The 18,824-nt window shown below is 65.1% G+C and carries 19 protein-coding genes and 1 pseudogene; 7 read left to right on the forward strand and 13 right to left on the reverse strand.

Features of this window, described 5'->3' with window-relative positions; genetic code table 11:
• The first annotated feature begins 33 nt into the window (after positions 1–33).
• Both ACFI9K_RS19740 and serS read left to right on the forward strand, forming a co-directional pair.
• Positions 34–426, forward strand: a complete 393-nt coding sequence (locus tag ACFI9K_RS19740) for an ankyrin repeat domain-containing protein (protein WP_462665071.1) — start codon at positions 34–36, stop codon at positions 424–426.
• 11 nt (positions 427–437) lie between these two features.
• Positions 438–1,691, forward strand: a complete 1,254-nt coding sequence (serS, locus tag ACFI9K_RS19745; RefSeq protein WP_462665072.1) for a serine--tRNA ligase — start codon at positions 438–440, stop codon at positions 1,689–1,691.
• A gap of 43 nt (positions 1,692–1,734) precedes the next feature.
• Here serS and ACFI9K_RS19750 read toward each other — a convergent pair whose 3' ends face one another.
• A complete protein-coding gene (locus tag ACFI9K_RS19750) occupies positions 1,735–2,619 on the reverse strand; it encodes a hypothetical protein (RefSeq protein WP_462665073.1) in 885 nt (294 codons plus the stop codon).
• A 104-nt stretch (positions 2,620–2,723) separates the two neighbouring features.
• Between ACFI9K_RS19750 and ACFI9K_RS19755 the strand changes: the two genes are divergently transcribed.
• Both ACFI9K_RS19755 and ACFI9K_RS19760 read left to right on the forward strand, forming a co-directional pair.
• A complete protein-coding gene (locus tag ACFI9K_RS19755; RefSeq protein WP_462665074.1) occupies positions 2,724–3,464 on the forward strand; it encodes a lysophospholipid acyltransferase family protein in 741 nt (246 codons plus the stop codon).
• A gap of 9 nt (positions 3,465–3,473) precedes the next feature.
• Positions 3,474–3,959: a GNAT family N-acetyltransferase gene (locus ACFI9K_RS19760; protein WP_462665075.1), complete on the forward strand. Its 486-nt coding sequence runs from the start codon at positions 3,474–3,476 to the stop codon at positions 3,957–3,959.
• A gap of 17 nt (positions 3,960–3,976) precedes the next feature.
• Here the strand turns inward: ACFI9K_RS19760 and ACFI9K_RS19765 are convergent, their stop codons facing one another.
• Positions 3,977–5,383, reverse strand: coding sequence for a HAMP domain-containing sensor histidine kinase (locus ACFI9K_RS19765; RefSeq protein ID WP_462665076.1), 1,407 nt, complete (start codon positions 5,381–5,383; stop codon positions 3,977–3,979).
• Positions 5,380–6,063, reverse strand: coding sequence for a response regulator transcription factor (locus ACFI9K_RS19770; RefSeq protein WP_462665077.1), 684 nt, complete (start codon positions 6,061–6,063; stop codon positions 5,380–5,382). Before ACFI9K_RS19770 ends, ACFI9K_RS19765 begins: the two co-directional genes overlap by 4 nt.
• Positions 6,064–6,190: 127 nt before the next feature.
• On the opposite strand from ACFI9K_RS19770, the gene ACFI9K_RS19775 reads away from it, so the two are divergent.
• Positions 6,191–6,871, forward strand: coding sequence for a hypothetical protein (locus ACFI9K_RS19775; RefSeq protein ID WP_462665078.1), 681 nt, complete (start codon positions 6,191–6,193; stop codon positions 6,869–6,871).
• A 63-nt stretch (positions 6,872–6,934) separates the two neighbouring features.
• On the opposite strand, the gene ACFI9K_RS19780 is transcribed toward ACFI9K_RS19775, so the two are convergent.
• The 6 genes and pseudogenes from ACFI9K_RS19780 to ACFI9K_RS19805 all read right to left on the reverse strand — a co-directional run bounded on the left by ACFI9K_RS19780 (position 6,935) and on the right by ACFI9K_RS19805 (position 11,904).
• The gene (locus ACFI9K_RS19780; protein WP_462665079.1) at positions 6,935–8,257 is read right to left on the reverse strand and encodes an HNH endonuclease signature motif containing protein; all 1,323 of its coding nucleotides are present in this window, start codon (positions 8,255–8,257) and stop codon (positions 6,935–6,937) included.
• 107 nt (positions 8,258–8,364) lie between these two features.
• Positions 8,365–8,631 carry a hypothetical protein gene (locus tag ACFI9K_RS19785; protein WP_462665080.1) on the reverse strand — a complete coding sequence of 89 codons (267 nt, stop codon included), beginning with the start codon at positions 8,629–8,631 and terminating at the stop codon, positions 8,365–8,367.
• A pseudogene (locus tag ACFI9K_RS19790) lies at positions 8,609–9,211 on the reverse strand (DinB family protein). Before ACFI9K_RS19790 ends, ACFI9K_RS19785 begins: the two are co-directional and overlap by 23 nt.
• The gene (locus ACFI9K_RS19795; protein WP_222095630.1) at positions 9,208–9,951 is read right to left on the reverse strand and encodes a type II CAAX endopeptidase family protein; all 744 of its coding nucleotides are present in this window, start codon (positions 9,949–9,951) and stop codon (positions 9,208–9,210) included. Before ACFI9K_RS19795 ends, ACFI9K_RS19790 begins: the two are co-directional and overlap by 4 nt.
• A gap of 19 nt (positions 9,952–9,970) precedes the next feature.
• Positions 9,971–11,242 carry a YhgE/Pip domain-containing protein gene (locus ACFI9K_RS19800; RefSeq protein WP_462665112.1) on the reverse strand — a complete coding sequence of 424 codons (1,272 nt, stop codon included), beginning with the start codon at positions 11,240–11,242 and terminating at the stop codon, positions 9,971–9,973.
• Positions 11,243–11,328: 86 nt separating this feature from the next.
• The gene (locus ACFI9K_RS19805; protein ID WP_462665081.1) at positions 11,329–11,904 is read right to left on the reverse strand and encodes a TetR family transcriptional regulator; all 576 of its coding nucleotides are present in this window, start codon (positions 11,902–11,904) and stop codon (positions 11,329–11,331) included.
• A gap of 94 nt (positions 11,905–11,998) precedes the next feature.
• Here ACFI9K_RS19805 and ACFI9K_RS19810 point away from each other — a divergent pair, with 94 nt between their 5' ends.
• Positions 11,999–13,036, forward strand: coding sequence for an NAD(P)-dependent alcohol dehydrogenase (locus ACFI9K_RS19810; RefSeq protein WP_462665082.1), 1,038 nt, complete (start codon positions 11,999–12,001; stop codon positions 13,034–13,036).
• A 61-nt stretch (positions 13,037–13,097) separates the two neighbouring features.
• On the opposite strand, the gene msrA is transcribed toward ACFI9K_RS19810, so the two are convergent.
• Together msrA and ACFI9K_RS19820 are read right to left on the reverse strand one after the other, a co-directional pair.
• The gene (gene msrA / locus ACFI9K_RS19815) at positions 13,098–13,610 is read right to left on the reverse strand and encodes a peptide-methionine (S)-S-oxide reductase MsrA (protein WP_283316441.1); all 513 of its coding nucleotides are present in this window, start codon (positions 13,608–13,610) and stop codon (positions 13,098–13,100) included.
• Between the two features lie 55 nt (positions 13,611–13,665).
• Positions 13,666–14,697 (reverse strand): NADP-dependent oxidoreductase, encoded by a 1,032-nt coding sequence (locus tag ACFI9K_RS19820; RefSeq protein ID WP_462665083.1) that lies wholly within the window; start codon positions 14,695–14,697, stop codon positions 13,666–13,668.
• 75 nt (positions 14,698–14,772) lie between these two features.
• On the opposite strand from ACFI9K_RS19820, the gene ACFI9K_RS19825 reads away from it, so the two are divergent.
• Positions 14,773–15,609: an HAD family hydrolase gene (locus ACFI9K_RS19825; protein ID WP_462665084.1), complete on the forward strand. Its 837-nt coding sequence runs from the start codon at positions 14,773–14,775 to the stop codon at positions 15,607–15,609.
• Between the two features lie 15 nt (positions 15,610–15,624).
• Here the strand turns inward: ACFI9K_RS19825 and ACFI9K_RS19830 are convergent, their stop codons facing one another.
• Together ACFI9K_RS19830 and ACFI9K_RS19835 are read right to left on the reverse strand one after the other, a co-directional pair.
• Positions 15,625–16,521: a M23 family metallopeptidase gene (locus ACFI9K_RS19830; protein ID WP_462665085.1), complete on the reverse strand. Its 897-nt coding sequence runs from the start codon at positions 16,519–16,521 to the stop codon at positions 15,625–15,627.
• 73 nt (positions 16,522–16,594) lie between these two features.
• Positions 16,595–18,805 (reverse strand): N-acetylmuramoyl-L-alanine amidase, encoded by a 2,211-nt coding sequence (locus ACFI9K_RS19835; protein ID WP_462665086.1) that lies wholly within the window; start codon positions 18,803–18,805, stop codon positions 16,595–16,597.
• Positions 18,806–18,824 lie beyond the last annotated feature (19 nt).

Genomic DNA, 18,824 nt, shown 5'->3' on the forward strand with positions numbered 1-18,824 from the left:
CACCTCCATCATGCCCGAGTATGTTCGGTCCTCATGAGCGACCCGACAGGTGACGACGACCTCAGCGAGCTGGCCGGCCGACTGTTCACGATGGCGCGCACCGGTGATTCGGCCGGTCTGGCGAGCTATGTGGACGCGGGTGTTCCGGTGAATCTGCACAACGAGTCCGGGGACACCTTGGTCATGTTGGCGGCCTACCACGGTCATGCCGATGCGGTGCGGGTGCTGGTCGAGCGCGGTGCCGACGTGAACAAGCCCAACGACAAGGGGCAGACACCGCTCGCGGGCGCTGTCTTCAAAGGGGAGGACGACGTGGTGCGGGTTCTCGTCGACGGGGGAGCCGATCCGCACGGGGGCCACCCGTCGGCCATCGACGCCGCCACGATGTTCGGACGCGAGGACTACCTGGGGTTGCTCGGCAAGTAAGGTTCCCTCTCGTGATCGACCTGAAATTCCTTCGCGAAAACCCCGACGCCGTACGCGCCTCGCAGCGAACCCGAGGCGAGGACCCTGCTCTCGTCGATGCACTTCTGGAAGCCGACGCGTCCCGCCGAGCCGCGGTGTTGGCGGGCGATCAGCTGCGTGCCGAGCAGAAGGCATTGGGCAAGCAGGTCGGTAAGGCCTCGGCCGAGGATCGTCCAGCACTGCTCGCCGGGGCGTCGGAACTGGCCGCGAAGGTCAAGGCCGCCCAGGCCGCCGAAGCCGAGGCCGACGCAGCCCTCGACACGGCGCACCGAGCGATCTCCAACATCGTTCAGGACGGCACACCGGCGGGTGGCGAAGACGACTTCGTGCTGCTCGAGACGGTCGGCGACATCCCGGAGTTCGATTTCGAGCCCAAGGACCACCTCGAGCTCGGTGAATCGCTGAACTTGATCGACATGGAACGCGGAGCGAAGGTCTCGGGCTCACGCTTCTACTTCATGACCGGCTACGGCGCGCTGCTCCAGCAGGGTCTGCTGCAGCTGGCGGCGCAGAAGGCCGTCAAGAACGGCTTCACCATGATGATCCCCCCGGTGCTGGTGCGCCCGGAGATCATGGCGGGAACCGGCTTCCTCGGTGCGCACGCCGACGAAATCTACCGTCTCGAAGCCGACGACCTCTATCTCGTCGGGACGTCGGAAGTCGCTCTTGCGGGATACCACTCGGGCGAAATCATCGACCTTGCCGACGGCCCCAAGCGCTACGCAGGCTGGTCCTCGTGCTTCCGCCGGGAAGCGGGCAGCTATGGCAAGGACACCCGCGGCATCATTCGCGTCCACCAGTTCGACAAGATCGAGATGTTCTCGTACATCAAGCCCGAGGACGCGGCCGCCGAGCATCAGAAGCTGCTCGAGTACGAGAAGGACATGCTCGCCGCGGTCGAGCTGCCGTACCGCGTCATCGACACCGCCGGCGGAGACCTCGGCTCGTCTGCCGCACGCAAGTTCGACTGCGAAGCATGGGTCCCCACCCAGAAGGCATACCGCGAACTGACCTCGACCTCGAACTGCACCACCTTCCAGGCCCGACGCCTCGGCGTGCGGTACCGCGACGAGAACGGCAAGCCTCAGATCGCCGCCACCCTCAACGGCACCCTCGCCACCACCCGGTGGATCGTCGCAATCCTGGAGAACCACCAGCAGGCCGACGGCACCGTCCGGGTCCCGGAAGCCCTCGTGCCCTTCGTCGGAACCGACGTTCTGCGGTAATGATCGGGTCGTTCCGCAGGCTCCATTCCTGAGGGACTGATGCTCAGGCGATGTCGCCGATGCAGTAGCCCTCGCCGCCGATTGCCAACAGGAACGTGCGGTTCTGGTACGCCCCCGAGGCATCGATGATGTCGGCATTGACCTGCGTGTAGAGGCCGTTCTGCGCCGTGACGAACACGCTGTCGGGATCGAACGAGGTGATGCTCGGCAGAATTGCCGGGTTCTGCGACAGCGGCGGCGCCGTGGGTGACCCGGTGCCGTTGGGATCCCATGTTTGCCGGGCGTCGCACACCAGTGGGTAGCGCTCCTCCACGTCGTCCCGGTTGACCGGGATACCGGCAATGCGGCCCAGATAGCGATCGACGGTGTAGGCCGCATCTGCCGCGTCGAACACGGGGGCGGTGCCGGTGGGGTAGACGGTGGGGCAGGCGTAGCCCGACGCGATCTCGCTGCGTTTGATACCGACCGTCACGGTAGGCCCGGTCCACGTCACGGCGTACTGGCCGTCGACGGCCGGAGCAGCCACTGCAGCGAGTACGGCGTCGGTGTCGAAGTACATCGTCGGGATGTCGGTGGGCGGGACCGTCCAGCACTTGGCCGTGACGACACCTATGCCGCCGCTGGTGAGATCGTTGACGAACGGCCGCAGCGCCGCGGCTGCCGCCGGATTACCGGGTGCCTCGCCGACGGGTGGACCCGGTGGGATGGGCGGCGGCGTCGGGGCCGTGGTCGAGGGTTCCTGGGCGGTCGACCCGGCGGCAGGGGACTGGGCCGTTGTGGTCTCGACCGTGCTGCTCGACGAGGCGGATTGCTCGGAAGGGATTCCGACCGCGGAATCGCAGGCACCGACCAGTGCAATCGTCGCGATCAGCGGCAGCGCGGTTCGGCCGACTCGGCTGCGCCGCAGTGGTGCCGCTCTGTTCTTCACGTGTTTTCTCTCCCCCATAGCTTCTCGACCGAACCGCTCGAGACCCGACCACACCGTCGTCGGACCTTTTCTCCGGCCTCGTTCACCGACTACGCTAACCGACTGTGGAACCCGTCTACCGATCAGTCATCGGCATCGCTCGTGCGGTGTTCGCGTTCGAGGGCCTGAAGTTCGAGGTCGAGGGCGAGGAACACATCCCTGCCACCGGTGGAGCGGTGGTCGCCGTCAACCACACCGGATACATGGACTTCACCTACGCGGGGCTTCCGCCGCGACGAGTGAAGCGATACATCCGCTTCATGGCCAAGAAGGAAGTCTTCGACAACAAGATCTCCGGACCCATCATGCGCGCGCTCAAGCACATCCCCGTCGATCGTGGGGCAGGTGCGGAGTCCTACAAGTCGGCCGTGCAGAGTCTGCGCAACGGCGAACTGGTGGGCGTGTATCCCGAGGCCACCATCAGTCGCAGCTTCGAGATCAAGGAATTCAAGTCGGGTGCAGCGCGCATGGCCATCGAGGCCGGCGTCCCCATCATCCCGACGGTCATCTGGGGCGCGCAGCGAGTGTGGACCAAGGGCTACCCGAAGCGGTTGGGCCGCACCAACACTCCCATTTCCATCGCCGTGGGTGAGCCGATAGCACCCGTCGGACCGCCGAACGAGCTCACCGACAAGCTCCGCGCGGTGATGCAGAAGATGCTGCTCGAGCTGCAGGAGGGCTACCACCACGAGCCGGGTGCCTACTGGGTTCCGGCCCGACTCGGCGGCAGTGCCCCGACGCTGGAAGAAGCCGACAAGCTCGACGCCCAGGATCTCGCGGCACGCGCGGCCAAGCGCGCCGAGTAGTCGGGCGGTATGAACCTTCACGGGGAACGGGTCGTGTTGCGGCCCATCACCGCGAAGGATGTACCGGAGCTACGCCGAATACTGCACACCCCCGAGGTGTACGCCCGGTGGGGTGACGAGGACGCCGACGAGAACTGGCCGTTCGACAACACCGACGAGACCCGTCTGATTGTCGAATTGAACAGTGCAACAGTCGGTTTGATTCAGTACGGCGAAGAGACCGATCCGATGTACCGGCACGCGTCGATCGACATCTTTCTCGACCCGGCCGTCCACGGCCACGGAGTCGGACAGGATGCCGTGCGAACACTCGTGCGCTACCTGACTGTGGATCTGGGTCACCATCGCCTGGTCATCGACCCGGCCGCAGACAACGCAGTAGCGATAGCCTGTTACAGCGCAGTCGGTTTCGAGCCGGTGGGAATCATGCGCAAGTACGAGAAGGGCCCGAGCGGGTGGCACGACAGCCTGCTGATGGATTTGATCGTCGAGTAGCAGGCGTATTCAGGGTTTCAGAGTTCGAGGGGAAGGGTCAGGCGGAATCTCGCGCCGGTAGGCCCTGCGAGGCAGGTGAGTTCGCCGCCATGTGCGCGCGCCAGTGTCCGGGCGATCGAGAGCCCGAGTCCGACGCCACCGGACGAGCGGTCGCGGGCAGAATTCAGCCTGACGAGCCGCTCGAAGATGCGCTCACGGTCCGCCTCTGCGACCCCGGGCCCGTCGTCGTCGACGGTGACGATCGCCTGCGAATGCACGCCGACCGCTATCCGAATCGTCCCGCCGGACGGGGTGAATCGAACAGCATTGTCGAGTACGTTCGACAAGATCTGCTCGATGCGACCGACGTCCACTCGAACCGAAACCGATTGTGCCGCATCGACGTCGAAGTCTATGTGCGGTGACAGCAGGGCTGCGCGCTCGACGGTGCGTCGGGTGACGTCAGCGAGGTCTGCGTCGACCAGCTCGAGATCCGATGTGTTGTCTGCCCGAACGGAATCGAGCATGTCGCCCACCAATCGTGACGCCCTGCCCGATTCGCCGACCAACAGCTCGCTCCACCTGGACACCCGATCGGGGCGATGCTCTGCGTCGCGCTGAAGCGACTGTGCGAGCGCCGAGATACCGGCGACCGGAGTGCGGAGCTCGTGCGCGGCATCGGCCAGGAAGCGTCGCATGTCCTCCTCGGCAAGGCGGGCCGTGCGAGCGGCCGCTGCCTCCCGACGCTCGGCGTCTTCGAGGGCGTCGAGCATCTCGTCCACAGCCGAGGCAGTCCGGCCGAGGTCCGTGTTCGGTTTGGTGGGCAAGAGCCGTCTACCCCTGTCGCCGTTGGTAATTCGACGTGCCACCGTGGTCATCGAGTCCAGCGGGGACAGTGCTCGTCGCACAGCGAAGGTCAGCGCAGCAGCCGCCAACAACAAAGTGACGGCACCCGCCCCCAGCATCAGGATGCGAAGTTGACGCCGGACATCGGCGATCGCGGTGGTATCGCCGAGGAGCGAGAGCGTCGAACCATCAGGCAAGGGCTCGGTGATCGCGAGTGAATCCGACGGAGGCGCTGGAGGTTCGGGGGGACCAGGGGCCTTGGACTGGCCGGCAGGCGGAGCTGGGGTAGCCGGCCGGACGTTCGGCCCGGGCGGCCCGCTGGCAGGCGCGCCGTACACGGTTCCGTCCGCTGCGGTGATACGAACTCGGATGGCGTCGCCCTGGAGTGACTGCACCAGATCCTCGCTGCCGACGCCACTGTCCACCAGCTCGACCGCGCGGGTGGATCTATCCGAGAGCCTCGCTTCCAGATCACGCCGAAGCTGTTGACCGAGAACCACATCCACCGACGAGCCGACGATCACCAGTAGCACAGCGAACAACACGACGACGGTGGCGACCACCCGCATTCGCAGCGAGGGCGTGGGCGTGCGCTTCACTGCGGAGCCCGCAATGCATAACCGAGGCCCCGGACGGTATGGATCAACCGCGGCCCATGGGCTTCCATCTTGCGACGCAACGCACTGATGTGCACTTCCACCAGGTTGCCGTCATACGCTCCGTAGCCCCAGACCGACTCGAGGATAGAGGTTTTGGAGACGGTGCGTCCGCGCTGCGCAACGAGGAACGTTGCCAGGCGGAGTTCCGTCGCAGTCAGATCGAGAACCTGACCGGCGCGAGTGACCACTCCGGCGGACTCGTCGACCAGTAGATCGCCTACTTGGACCGCGTCGGACGACCGACCGCGACGGCGCAACACAGATTTTGCGCGGGCGACCACCTCGTCGAGCTGAAATGGTTTGACCACGTAGTCGTCGGCACCGTCGCTCAGTCCGCGCAGTCGGTCGGCCAACTGATCTTTTGCGGTGACCATGATGATGCCGGCATCGCTGCTCTGCCGGACGACGTCGATGAGAGCGAAACCGTCTCGCGCACCGGGCAGCATGACATCGAGGATCACCACGTCGGGCCGGAAGCCTGCCATCGTCGTCTCGAAGTCGTCGCCGTCGGGCAGGGACGCGGCAGTGAAACCTGCGTCCTCGAATGCGGCCATCAGCGCTTCCCGGATCGGCAGCGAGTCCTCCACCACCATCACCCGGGGAGCGGAACTGTATGTCATGCCTCGATTGTCACCCACCACCTGAAGTGATCCTGAAGATGCGCCCAGCTTCAGGGTGACTTCAGCTAGCGACGGCAGTGTCGGTGACAGACCGAAACGAACGACACAGTCCCAACAAGGAGTGAACGTGAACGATCAGACTCAACCGATCCCAGCCGCATCCAACCCCGAGCCCACCCCGAGTGCCCCGGCGACTCGGGAGAACAAGCCCAAGCGGTGGAGAGGACGGATACCGCTGGCGGCGACCGCTGCAGCCGGTCTGGCAGTTGGAGCCCTGGTGACCGGCGCGGTGTTCGCCGCCACCGGACCCGATGTGTCTCCCGGCGTGTCCACGGTCGCGTCGTCGTCCGCACTCGGTCAGCGAACCGACGGTGGTGGGGGAACGGATGCGTCCGAGGTGCCGGCGGCTCCTGCGGCACCGGATTCCGGCGACGGATCGACGGTTCCCGCGGTTCCTACCCCACCGGCACCGGGTGACGGTGCGACGCCGCCTGCTCCGCCCGCTGGTGGTCCGGGTAAGGGCGGACCGGCCGATGGTGGTCCCGGTAAGGGTGGACCGGGCGCAGGTGGCCCTGGTGGTGCTGTGTGTGCACCGGGCGACGGCGCGACGCCGCCTGCACCGCCCGCCGAGGGTGATGGCGCTACGCCTCCCGCACCGCCGGCTCCTGCCGATGGTGCGACGCCTCCCGCACCGCCGACTCCGGGTGCCGAGGGTGACGGTGCCACGCCGCCTGCACCGCCCGCTCCGGCTGATGGTGCGACTCCTCCCGCACCGCCCGCAGCTCCCGCAGCTCCCTCGGGTTCCTGAGACCAATCTCTTCCAGCCCCGCACCGTGTTCTCGGTGCGGGGCTGGAGTGTTTTTGCCGGAGCTCAGGCGATGTGGGGGCCGGCTCGGGCGTGTGATCGTCGCGGTTGTCGGGTGGGGTCGACAGTGGCCGGGGGTACGAACCAGGGGTGCTGATCGGCTGCGATGAACACTTCCCAGTCTGAGTGGTGGATGAGTCGGTGGTGGAATCCGCAGAGCAGGACCAGGTTGTTCATGTCGGTGGGGCCGCCGTCGGTCCAGTGCCAGATGTGGTGGCCTTCGGTCCAGGCGGCGGGTTTGCCGCAACCGGGAAACGCGCACCCGTGATCGCGGGCGGTCAACGCTCGTTTCTGTTTGGCGGTGACGGTGCGAACAGTGCGCGCGAGGTTGAGCGGGTTGCCGTTCTCATCCATGACGATGGCCGTGAGAAGGCAGTCGCAGGCCAGTTGACGCGAGCTGTTGCGGGACAGTGGTCCCATCCAGGGCAGCCAGCCGACGGTGGTGCCGTCGCCGAACAGATCGCGATATGCGCCACGGTCGCTGCCGATCTTGCTGTCGGGTTCGGTTGCGGCGCGGGTGTTCTCGTCGTCGGTGATGTCTGCGTTGTTTGCGCCTGCGGCAGCGTTGCGGAGGTCAGTGAGGTCGCGCAGGTTGATGTGCAGGTTGACATGCGGTTTCTCTCCGCCTTCGGTGGGGCGGTTACTGGAGGCGAGGTAGCGGTCGAGGATGTGCCCGAAGGCGTCGGCTCGTCGCCGTGCGGGACTGCGTTCATCTTGGGTGCCGTCGACTGCGGGTCGAGGTTCGGTCAACGGCGAGAGGGCCGTGAGGAGTTTTTCGCCGGTGATGGCGTCGAAGTCCCCTTTGAGGACCATGCGCCCGTTCAACGTTGTGGAGGCGAAGAGTTCGTTGCGGTCGGTGTCTTCGGGCGGCGGGGTCTTTCCGCCGAAGCTGTCGTGGAGGCGGGTGATCGCTGCGCGCAGTGGTCCGGTTCTGGCGTCGGGTCCGGTCGCGGATGTGAGCAGTGCCGCTCTCGCGTCGTCCTGGCCTTCCTGCACAAGACCCTTCGGTGGTGTTTCGGCGAAGTCGAGGATCAGGGCGGCGTGGTCGATGGAGATGCTGCCGGTGTTCACGGCGTCGGCGATGTCGGGGAAGTTCTTCAGTCCGCGGGCGAGGGCCACGATCTTGTTCGCCTTGCTCGGGGAGAGCAGTGTGGTGGAGGTCAGCCAGCCGGCGGGTCCTGGAAAGCCGAGTTTCTCCCGCGAAACGCGGGTGTCGATCTCGGCGACGAGGGCGATGCGCCGGGCTTCCAACAACTGAATCTGGTGGGAGACCGCGGCAGCGTCGGCGAGGAGTTGCGCCTCGCTCAGTTGCCAGATCTCCGTCGCCATAGGAAGAAGTGTATCGAACATGAGTTCGATACGCAATGATAGTCGAATTGAAAACTATTGTCCTGCATAAGGATTCGTGAATACAAACCTGTCGGTGGCCTGTGGCATCAATCCGCCACGCAGTCGTATACGTGCGACGTATCGCCCTTGCGGCTCACCCACACGCCTTCCGGCGGTCGATCGCCGAAGCCTGCGTCGTCGAACGGTCTGCTCGAGATCTCTGACTCTGCTGCATCACAGACCACCCAGCCGTAGCTGGGGAGCCGTCGGCAGAAGATGTCCGCGTCGATTCTTCGGTACGACTGGAATCCGTAGCAGAATCCGTCTCGTACGAACTGGTAGGTCAATCCATCATGTCGTCGGATGAACTTCATCAGCTTCTCGCGCAACGGTTTCCAGCTCGGCGCGGTACTGTGCCCACCACGCTGCGTCGCCGTCGGCCATATTTTCGTTGCCGAGGCGCAGCCCGACGGAACTGTCGATCAGTTCTCGCAGGATGTCTGCGTGTCCGGCATGTCGATTCGTTTCGATGCACAGGTGCACCAGCACGCGATGCAACGTCACTTCTTGCTTCTCCACCGGCCAGTGCAGGACGCGTCCTACTGTGTCCAGTTCGTTGGCTGCGATGGTCTTGTCCTAATGTTCCCATGCCTCCCGGTAGAGGGCGACAATCGATTCCGACGATTCTTCAGCGGCGGCCCACATGTCGGAATTCAGCCGGGCTATGGCCGATGCCTCCAGCTCGGCGAAACGAGCGGGAAACTCACGACCGAAAGTGATTCCGAAGTAGCCGTACTCGACGAGGGCCAAGTGCTTTACGAGACCCAGGAGATTCGTTCCGGTCGGCGTCATCGGCCGACGCTTCTGGTATTCGGTGAGGCCGTCGAGTTTCCACAGCATGTTCTTGCGGGCGATGCGGAGATACTCGTGCAAATCCGCTTTCACCTGGATCAGCTCATCGATGCGTGCCACACCAGGGCGGCGGCCAATGCACCGAGTCCGTTCAACGACCAGTGCAGCGCAATGGGGGCGATGAGACTTCCGCTGCGGCTGCGGAGCCAGGTGAAGACCACCCCGGCCGCGGCGGTGGCGATGACGGCCAGTCCGATGCCGACGATCTGTCCGAACAGCCCGCCCCCGAGGAACCCACTGAGGCCGACATTGCCGGCGGTCAGACCGAGCGAGGACGCGATGTGCCACAGTCCGAAGAGCAGCGATCCCGCGGCGAAGACACCTCGTGCTCCGTAGATGCGCCCGAGCGTTCCGTGCAGAACCCCGCGGAAGGCGAGCTCCTCCGGAATGACGGTTTGCAGTGGAATCACGATCATCGACGCGATCACCGCGGCCGAGACGGTCGCATACCGATCGGCCATGAAGAACGGCCGAGTCATCGGGAGCAACGCGCCGATGGCCACGACCGTCAGGACTATTCCGACCGCACCCAGCGCGTACAGCGAGCCCGTCTTCCACTGCTTCGGTGACAGACCCAGTTCTGCCCAGCCCAAGCCACGTCGATTCGAGAGAACCACCAGCAGTACCGCCGCGATGGGAACCGTCGCGATACTGGCCCACGCCGTGGTGAAGTGCGCGATGAGATTGGTGCCCACGAGCACAAGGACGACGGTGGCGACGTCGAGGTAAGCGTGGAAGGCACGTCGGGGTGCCACGCTCCCGGCCGGATCAACAGCAAGCATTGGACCCACTGTACCGACGTCAGCTGATAGCACCTGGTGAATCGAGGCTTCTGTCGAAGCCCTTGCGGTCGTAGAGAAGGGTGAACACCAGTCCGAACACCAGGCCGATGACCAGCCCGAGCAACGTCATACCCGCCGAATGCAGCAGGCCGGCGTCGGGCGAGGCGTTGAAATACAGGATCGATCGGGTGCCGAGGAAAATCTGATGCATCGGCTCGAACTGCGCCAGCCAGGTGAAGACCGGCGGGCTGGCCTCGAGCGGAATCGTGCCACCGGACGACGGCAGCGCCAGAATGATGAAGACGATCAGGTTGATCAGTAATCCGGCTGTGCCGAACGCGGACATCACCGCCACAGCGGTAATGCCGACGGCGGTAATCGCGAAAGCGCCGTACAGCCACAGTGTCCACGCGTGCGTGATGGGCATGCCGAGCAGATGGCTGATCAGCAGATAGAGGCCGGACACCAGCATGGCCAGAACGAACATCACGAGCCACTTGACGAGCAAAGTCTGGAAGCGGCTGATCCGGGTGGGGCCGCGGTGGATGTACTTCGGTCCGATTTCGGTGGGGGTGAATCCCAACAGGCCGTCGACGAGGGTGCTGACAATGGTGGCGCCGGTGAATCCTGCCAAGACGAGCAGTAGCGCGTAGTAGAACGCGGACAGGCCCCCGCCGGTACCGTCGGGCAGTGGATCGTATTGGGCAACAATCACATTGATCGGCTGTGCCAACGTCAGTGCGCTCGCGCCGGCCAGGGGAGTGTCGCCGAGTTGTTGACGAACTTGGTCGGAGATCTGTTGTCCCACAGTCTGGTTGACGGACTCGAAGGCCGGAGTGGCCACTCCTGTGACCAGCGACATGCCGAAACTGCCTGCGCGTGGGTTGGTGTAGACGGTGATGATCGGCTTCTCGATGTCGCCGGGAATGATGCTGCCCTCGGCCAGGATTCCCATTCTCTTGGTGAAATCACTGGGGATCACGATGGAGCCGTAGACCTCGGCCGTGGACAACAGCGAGTCGGCCTGAGCGGGCCCGACCTCGCGAAAGTCGACCTTCTCGGAGTCCACATTCTGGATCAGTCCGTCGACGATGTCGTTGCCGATGTTGCGCTGCTCGCCCGCGAGCGTGTCGCCCTCGTCCTGATTGACGATCGCGATGGGCAGATCGTGCAGGTTGCCCCGCGGATCGAGAACACCGCCCAGATACAGGGCCGCGAGAAACGACATCAGAGCCGAGACGACGAGGATCGGCGCGAGCCAGAAACGCGGTGAACGAAGGACATCGGCCATCGACCGAGGGGTTCTGTCGGAGATCACCGAATCAGTGTCGCAAGTTGCGTCACTATCTGCGCGGTAGTTCGACCCCGGTGACGAATTCAGTGGAGCCGGCAGAACGCCCGCCGGACGGTGGCTGCAAGGGCCGCTCTCCGCCGGTCGTGATCGGCGACGGGTTCGCTGGTGTCGGCGGTGTGAATGATCGCCGCCTGAGCCCACGTTCCGGCCAGCGCGATGAGCATGGACCAGATGTCGGCGGCATCCACGTCGTCGACCAGCAGGCCGCCGCGTTGGGCGTCGGCGATCGCGGCGAATTTCACGTCGTCGTGGTCGGGCCTGCGGTCGAACAGTGGCCCGACCGGTGTCCGTTCCAGCCGGGCCCACGTCAACAGGCGCACCAGCATGGGGTCGCCGAGGTACATGTCGTACAGCTTGACCGCGTAGCCGGGCAGGTCCTCGGGCGTGAACGCGATGTTCGCGATGTCGGCATCGACTCGAGTGTCGAAGGCGATGTCGAACAGGGCGTCCTTGTTGCCGAAGTAGCTGTAGATCAACGATTTGTTCGACGCGGCCGCCGCCGCGATTCGGTCCACCCGTGCCCCGGCGATACCGTGCGTCGCAAATTCCTCGGTGGCTGCGGCCAGCAACCGTGCGCGGGTGGCGGTCGAATTTCCCATACGAGAACCCTACATTTCCAACTGGTTGGTTGAAAAGCGTCTCATGAACCGCTACTGTTTCCAACCAGTTGGTTACTTCTGAAGGGATGCGAACGTGCGAACAACTATTGGGTACCGGGCTGTCGACGAGTCCTCGCCGCTCGAACAGTGGACATTCGATCGACGGGATCTGCGCGACGACGATGTCGCCGTGCGAGTGACGTACTGCGGGGTGTGCCACACAGATCTGCACTCGACGCGGAATCCGGGAGACTTCCCGGTGATGCCCGGGCACGAGTTCGTCGGTGAGGTGACCGAGGTCGGATCCGGTGTCACGGAATTCGCCGTCGGCGACGCGGTGGCCGTGGGAAACATCGTCGATTCGTGCGGCACATGCGACATGTGCAATGCCGGGCAGGAGAATTTCTGCCGAAAGTTCCCGACGCTGACCTACGGCGGACACGACCGGCACGATGGAACTGTCACTCGCGGTGCGTATTCCGATGAATACGTGGTACGCGATCGCTTCGTCTACCATCGCCCCGAAAACCTGGATCCCGCCGCTGTTGCACCCCTGATGTGTGCAGGCATCACCGTGTGGGAACCGTTGCGCCGGTGGAAGGTCGGGCCGGGCGTGCGGCTGGGTGTCGCCGGAATCGGCGGACTCGGCCATCTGGCGGTGAAGCTCGGTCGCGCACTCGGGGCCGAGGTCACCGTATTCACCACCAGCGCAGCCAAAGCCGCCGATGCGAAGACGTTGGGAGCGCATCACGTCGTCGTGTCCACTGACGAAGCCGAGATGGCTCAGCAGAGAGGCGCGCTGGATCTGATCATCGATTGTGTGCCCGTCGAGCACGATCTCGCGCCCTACCTGAACACCCTCGCGCTCGATGGAACCCTGTGCACCGTGGGCTATCTCGGCTCCACGACCGTCGACTTCCTGGACCTGCTGATAGGCCGGAAAAGTCTGGCGTCGGCGGGCAGTGGTGGACGCCGCTACACCCAGGAACTATTGGACTTCTGCGGCGAGCACGGCATCGTCGCCGAGGTGGAGACGATGCCGTCCGCTCAGGTCAACGAGGCCTTCGACCGGTTGGCGGCCAACGATGTTCGATACAGATTCGTACTCGACATGTCGGACTTGCCGGGCTGACCTATGTGAGTGGAGCCTGCGGAACGACCGCAGGCTCCTCACTCACATGCGGCGGAGCCGCTCAAGCAGTTGCGCGACGCGGCAGCTTCCAGTCCGGGCGTACCCAGTGGCAGGTGTAGCCCTCGGGGTACTTCTGCAAGTAGTCCTGGTGCTCGGGCTCGGCCTCCCAGAAGTCGCCCGCCGGGGTGACCTCTGTAACGACCTTGCCGGGCCACAGGCCCGATGCGTCGACGTCGGCGATGGTGTCCTCGGCGATGCGCTTCTGCTCGTCGTTCAGGTAGAAGATCGCCGATCGGTAGCTGGCACCGATGTCGTTTCCCTGGCGGTTCTTGGTGGACGGATCGTGGATCTGGAAGAAGAACTCCAGCAGATCGCGGTACGACGTCTTGGTCGGGTCGTAGACCACCTCGAGCCCCTCGGCGTGGTTGCCGTGGTTGCGGTACGTGGCGTTGGGAACCTCGCCGCCGGTGTAGCCGACGCGGGTGGAGACCACTCCCGGAAGCTTGCGGACGAGCTCTTCGGCTCCCCAGAAGCATCCTCCGGCGAGAATGGCGGTTTCGGTGGCTGCAGACATGTGCTCTCCTAGTTCTCTATCGGTCGATACGTGGAGTCCAACGAACGAGGCGTCCTCATAATTCCGAATCGTGGGTGCGTTCGCCGACCTCGAGGACGAGTTTGCCGGTGTTGGCTCCGTCGAACAACAGGTTCAGCGTGGATCCGAAGGCGCTGATCCCGCCGATCTCGATCTGCTCGCGCGCGGTCATCTTGCCGCTGGTGAGCAGCTCGGACAGCGCCTCGACGCCCTCCGGAAAGCGATCGAGGTAATCGAAGATGATGAACCCGGTCATCGACGCGCGATTGATCAGCAGCGACAGGTAGTGCGCGGGGCCGGGCTGCGGTTCGGTGGCGTTGTAGCCGGAGATGGCCCCGCACAACACCACTCGCGCACCCTTGCGTAGTCGCGAGAGCGCCGCGTCGAGAATCTCACCGCCGACGTTGTCGAAATAGACGTCGATGCCCTTCGGTGCGGCTGCCTTGAGCCCCTGGTAGACAGACTCGTTCTTGTAGTCGATCGCCGCGTCGAAGCCCAGCTCCTCGGTGAGCCATGCGCACTTCTCCGGACCACCGGCGATCCCGATCACCCTGGCCCCCTTGGCCTTCGCGATCTGGCCGGCAATGCTGCCGACGGCTCCGGCGGCTCCCGAGATGACGACGGTGTCGCCCTCGGTGAGCTTGCCGACGTCCATCAGGCCGAAATACGCCGTCAATCCCGGGAAACCGAGGGCTCCGAGCCACGTGGGTGCCGGCGCGATCGATTCGTCGACCCTCTGCACACCCGACCCGTCCGAGACCGCATGCTCCGTAACGCCGAACGAGCCCGAAACGACCTCGCCCACAGCATAATCGGGATGCCGAGACTCGAGGACGCGGCCGACGGCATGAGCACGCATCACCTCACCGATACCGACGGGAGGCACGTACGAGCGCGCATCGTTGAGCCAGCCGCGCATGGCGGGATCGAGAGAGACGTAATCGACGGTGACGACGAACTCGCCGTCGCCCGGGGTGGGAATCGGCTCCTCGGTGAGATCCCACGTCGACTCGTCGGGCCGCCCCACCGGGCGCTGAGCCAATCGGATCTGACGGTTCACGGGTGTCATCTACCGTTCCTTCCACATCGAAGACGTGCATGTCGAAAACAGGGTGCTTCGACACTAGGGCAGAATGACCTCACAATGACCAACGCGCCGAACACCACCCGCCTCGCCCCTCGACTCGTCGCCAGCGATGTCGATGGGACCCTGCTCGACCAGCACGAACGAGTCAGCGCACGCACCAAGCGTGCGGTCGCAGCCGTCGTCGCGGACGGAGTGCCGTTCGTGCTGTCCACCGGCAGGCCGCCGCGGTGGATTCACCCCGTCGTCGACGGCCTCGGATATGCGCCGATGTCGGTGTGCGCCAACGGTGCGGTCATCTACGACGCAGCCACCGATCGCGTGCTCAGCGCCGAGACCCTCGATGTCGAGACGCTGCAGTGGCTGGCCGACGTCGCCTACCGCGCCCTGCCCGGTTGTGGTCTCGCGGCCGAGCGCGTCGGCCGATCCGCGCACGACTCGGCCACGCCGCAGTTCGTCAGCTCGCCCGGATACGAGCACGCGTGGCTCAATCCCGACAACGTCGAGATGTCCGAGGAGGACGTAGTCGACGTGCCCGCGGTGAAGTTGCTGATCCGGCTGTCCGGATCCACCAGCGGCCACATGGCCAACATTCTCTCGCCGCTGATCTCCGAACGCGCCGACCTGACGTTCTCCACCGACAACGGGCTCATCGAGCTGTCGGCACCGGGGGTCACCAAGGCATCGGGCCTGGCCAAGGTTGCCGAGACGCTGTCGGTGGACGCATCGGACATCGTTGCGTTCGGCGACATGCCCAATGACGTCCCGATGCTGTCGATGGTCGGCCTCGGGGTCGCGATGGGTAACGCGCATCCGGCTGCCGTGGCAGCGGCGAACGAAGTGACCGTCACCAACGCCGAAGACGGAGTGGCGCAGGTCCTCGAGCGCTGGTGGTGACGCGTCGCGCCCGGATCATGGGCGGCTGACGCGTCGCCCCGGCCACATCCGGCCGGGAACGTCGCTGAACACCAGCCGCAGCGGACGGCCGTCGCGTTGCGCGTGAATGTGTAGATGTGGCTCGGTGGAGTTGCCGGAATTCCCGACGATTCCCAGCAGTTGGCCGGCCGTCACGGTCTGCCCCGCGGTGACTGCGACGCTGCCCTTCTTCAGGTGCGCGATCAGAATCTCCTCCGAACCGGCACCCAGCACCACGTGATTCCCCGCCGGTTTCGCCGGGTCGAGTGCGCCGTCGTTCAGGCCGTCGCCGCATCGGACCACCTCGGCGTCGACGGGGGAGTGCACCGGCGAGCCGAACGCGTAGTAGTCCTCGTCGCATCGGGCAACAATCCCGCGATGTGAGGACCCACGGCGATCGACCACGACGAAATCGAGCGCCGCGCGCTGCAGTGGTGCCACCCAATGATGGTTGAAGAACCTGCCCTCGCCTGCGGCCGCCTCCCACCGACCGCCGCCTACCGGAAAACGCAAGCGCAGAGCCGTCGAATCACGCACCGCGAGAACGCGGCTCGCCAGCGACGCCGCTACTGCGCAGACGGCGAGCACCACCCCGTACGAGAATTCCTGCAAGTCGAATCCGCCGGTCCAATCGTCGATTCGCACTGCCGCCGCCGCCGCACCCACCGCCAGCAGCACCGCGCTGATCGGAACGTAGGGAACGCCGAATGTCGTCGCGGACGGTAGCGCGAAGGCGTACACGAACAGCAACGTCGCGAACATGAGCAGCAGCGATCCGGCCCACTGACCACCGGTCCGAGCTGTCCAACATCCGGCAACGGTCACGACGGTGACCACGAGCCACATCACGGCGGGAATCGAGGACAACAACACCAGGCGCGTCCGCGTAGACATGCACTCACGCTACCCACGACAAACGCGAAAAAGCCGAGTCACCGTGGTGACTCGGCCCTTTCGTAGGAAACGCTCAGCCTGCCGGTGCAGGCTCCGGCGCGGGTGCCGGCTCGACAACAGGTGCTGGTTCCACCGGCGCAGCGACCGGCTTCTGCATTTCTGCGTTGTACGTGTCGTTGTACGTCTTGATCACCGTGGTCACGATGCCGGTGAGCTCGTTGAAGATGAGCGAACCGTTCTCGAAGTCCGTCCGGAAGCCCTCCGGCACCTTGAACTCGTCGGTGAGCGGAAGACCCAGCACGCCGTCGACGCCACCCTGCTGCAGGTATTGCTGAAAGATCTTGCCGATGACGGCCACAGCCTGGCCTGCCATGTTGGTGATGATCTCGCCGTTCGCGAACTGTGCCTTCTCGCGGCCACCACTGACCTGAACCAGACCGCTGATCGGTGCGCCGAGCGCACCGGTCTCGCCGCCCGAGGACAACCACTTCTGCGCGACGGGGCTCGTCGAGGCCAGACGCTGCAACTCGGCAACCAAGGCCGGGATGTTCTCTCCCAGAGTCGAACTGACATCCGTTCCCGGACGTGACGGTGCCGGATCGGTCACCGCGGTATCGGGGGTGGTGTCGGTCGCATCCGGTGCTGCGGGCGTAGCGTCTCCGCCTCCGCCGAGGTTGGCTGCTGCGATGTCGCGGATCTCGCCGAGACGGGCATAACCCGCATCGCCGGGGCATTCGGTGTTTCCGACATCGCGATGGCCGAAGATCACCGGCAGGTCGACGGTCTTGCCCTTACCGATGAACGTGAAATCCGTTCCCTCGGAGGTCATCGTCGTCCTTCCCTCTGGATCGAGACCCGCTTTGCCGAGTCGCCAGCCGAGGAACTTGCCCACCGAATCGATGGTCTCCTGCGACGGATCCTGGGTGGAGTAGTCGCCCATCATGGCCACGCCGACGGTGTTCTCGTTGAAGCCACCTGCGTGGGCACCCTGGACCGGCTTGTCCAAGCCGCCGGCGCGGCCCTCGAAGATCTGACCGTACTTGTCGACGAGGGCGTTGTAGCCGATGTCGCACCAGCCGAGCGTCTGCGCGTGGTACGCGTAGATGGCGCGAACGATCTCGGCCGATTCGGACTTGGAGTAGTCGTTGCTTCCCGCGGTGTGGTGCACGGTGGCACCGCCGATGAAGTCGTCGATCGTCGGTGTGGCGCAACGAATCGACTCGTCGGCACCCCACTGGGCGCGAGTGATCACGTTGGGGCCGGCGTCGCCGGCTACCGGCGTGGCGAGGTCACTGAGGGCCGAGTCGGCCGGGGACGTGCCGGGCGTGATGAGGACGGCACTGATGTCGTTCAACGCCGCCGCCAACTGCTCGGCAGAATTCGCCTGGTTCGGATCCGCTGCTGGATCTGCCGGTGCAGGCTCGGCCGCAGCCGGATCCATTGCGGCCGGATCGAGCGGAGCCGGATCCTGCTGGCGCAGTGGCTTGCTCGACGATGCCGGGGTGTAACCGAGAGGCTGCTCCGCGACGGCGGGAGCAGGCGCATCGGACGGCAGTGGAACTACCGGAACCTCCGGAACCGGGGGCGTGGCAAAGCTTTCGGGCGCGGCGCTGCTCGTGAGCGGCGTCAGCAGTACCTGCACGGCCTTGGTCAGGCCGACGAAGATCGGTTCGGTGCCCTGCTTGCCCGGGGCGGGAGCGGAGTCGTCGGCAGTGCTGTCCACCGGCGCGGTCTGCAGCCACGGACCCCAGGATCCGTCCTCGAGCTGACGACGAACCTGCGCGCTCGCGCCGCCCAACTGCTCGGAAGTCAGCGCGACCATGCTGAACGGGGTGTCCTGCGAGATCTCCTTGACTGCCGCACCGAGCGGAGGTCCGGTGGGGTCGGCAGCTTCAGGATTGACCGGCGCCGAGGCGTCGACCCGGGGAATCGGTGCCTGCGCGGTGGCACCGCCCGGTGCCGGCGTCGTCAGGCCGGGGATGTCCGGGATCTGGATCGGCGGAATCACGATGGAATCCGGCAACGGCAGGTATTTCAGATCGGAGAGCCGAAGATCGGGCAACGGCAGGCCGGTGAGCTCCTGCAGCGGAATCACGATGTCCGGGGCCGCGCTGAGCGCGGTCTCGACGATCTTCGTCGGCACGGTGACCGGGGTTGTCTCGTTGGCCGGTCGAACTCCGGTGGTCGTGCTGTCGGTCAGCCCTGCGACCGCAAACGGGGTCGCGACGGCGAGCAATGCGACAGCACCGAGAACGATCGACGGCTTCGTTCGACGGTTCGGCAAGGCGGTACTCCCTGGTTGG

This window comes from Rhodococcus sp. PSi06 (genome assembly GCF_054960675.1).

What these genes read in the sequence shown, in the direction of transcription:
- ACFI9K_RS19740 (WP_462665071.1), top strand. Translation starts at nt 34, where the DNA reads ATGAGCGACCCGACAGGTGACGACGACCTCAGCGAGCTGGCCGGCCGA.
- ACFI9K_RS19760 (WP_462665075.1), top strand. Translation starts at nt 3,474, where the DNA reads ATGAACCTTCACGGGGAACGGGTCGTGTTGCGGCCCATCACCGCGAAG.
- ACFI9K_RS19770 (WP_462665077.1), bottom strand. Translation starts at nt 6,063, where the DNA reads ATGACATACAGTTCCGCTCCCCGGGTGATGGTGGTGGAGGACTCGCTG.
- ACFI9K_RS19780 (WP_462665079.1), bottom strand. Translation starts at nt 8,257, where the DNA reads ATGGCGACGGAGATCTGGCAACTGAGCGAGGCGCAACTCCTCGCCGAC.
- ACFI9K_RS19785 (WP_462665080.1), bottom strand. Translation starts at nt 8,631, where the DNA reads ATGAAGTTCATCCGACGACATGATGGATTGACCTACCAGTTCGTACGA.
- ACFI9K_RS19795 (WP_222095630.1), bottom strand. Translation starts at nt 9,951, where the DNA reads ATGCTTGCTGTTGATCCGGCCGGGAGCGTGGCACCCCGACGTGCCTTC.
- ACFI9K_RS19800 (WP_462665112.1), bottom strand. Translation starts at nt 11,242, where the DNA reads ATGGCCGATGTCCTTCGTTCACCGCGTTTCTGGCTCGCGCCGATCCTC.
- ACFI9K_RS19805 (WP_462665081.1), bottom strand. Translation starts at nt 11,904, where the DNA reads ATGGGAAATTCGACCGCCACCCGCGCACGGTTGCTGGCCGCAGCCACC.
- msrA (WP_283316441.1), bottom strand. Translation starts at nt 13,610, where the DNA reads ATGTCTGCAGCCACCGAAACCGCCATTCTCGCCGGAGGATGCTTCTGG.
- ACFI9K_RS19820 (WP_462665083.1), bottom strand. Translation starts at nt 14,697, where the DNA reads ATGACACCCGTGAACCGTCAGATCCGATTGGCTCAGCGCCCGGTGGGG.
- ACFI9K_RS19825 (WP_462665084.1), top strand. Translation starts at nt 14,773, where the DNA reads ATGACCAACGCGCCGAACACCACCCGCCTCGCCCCTCGACTCGTCGCC.
- ACFI9K_RS19830 (WP_462665085.1), bottom strand. Translation starts at nt 16,521, where the DNA reads ATGTCTACGCGGACGCGCCTGGTGTTGTTGTCCTCGATTCCCGCCGTG.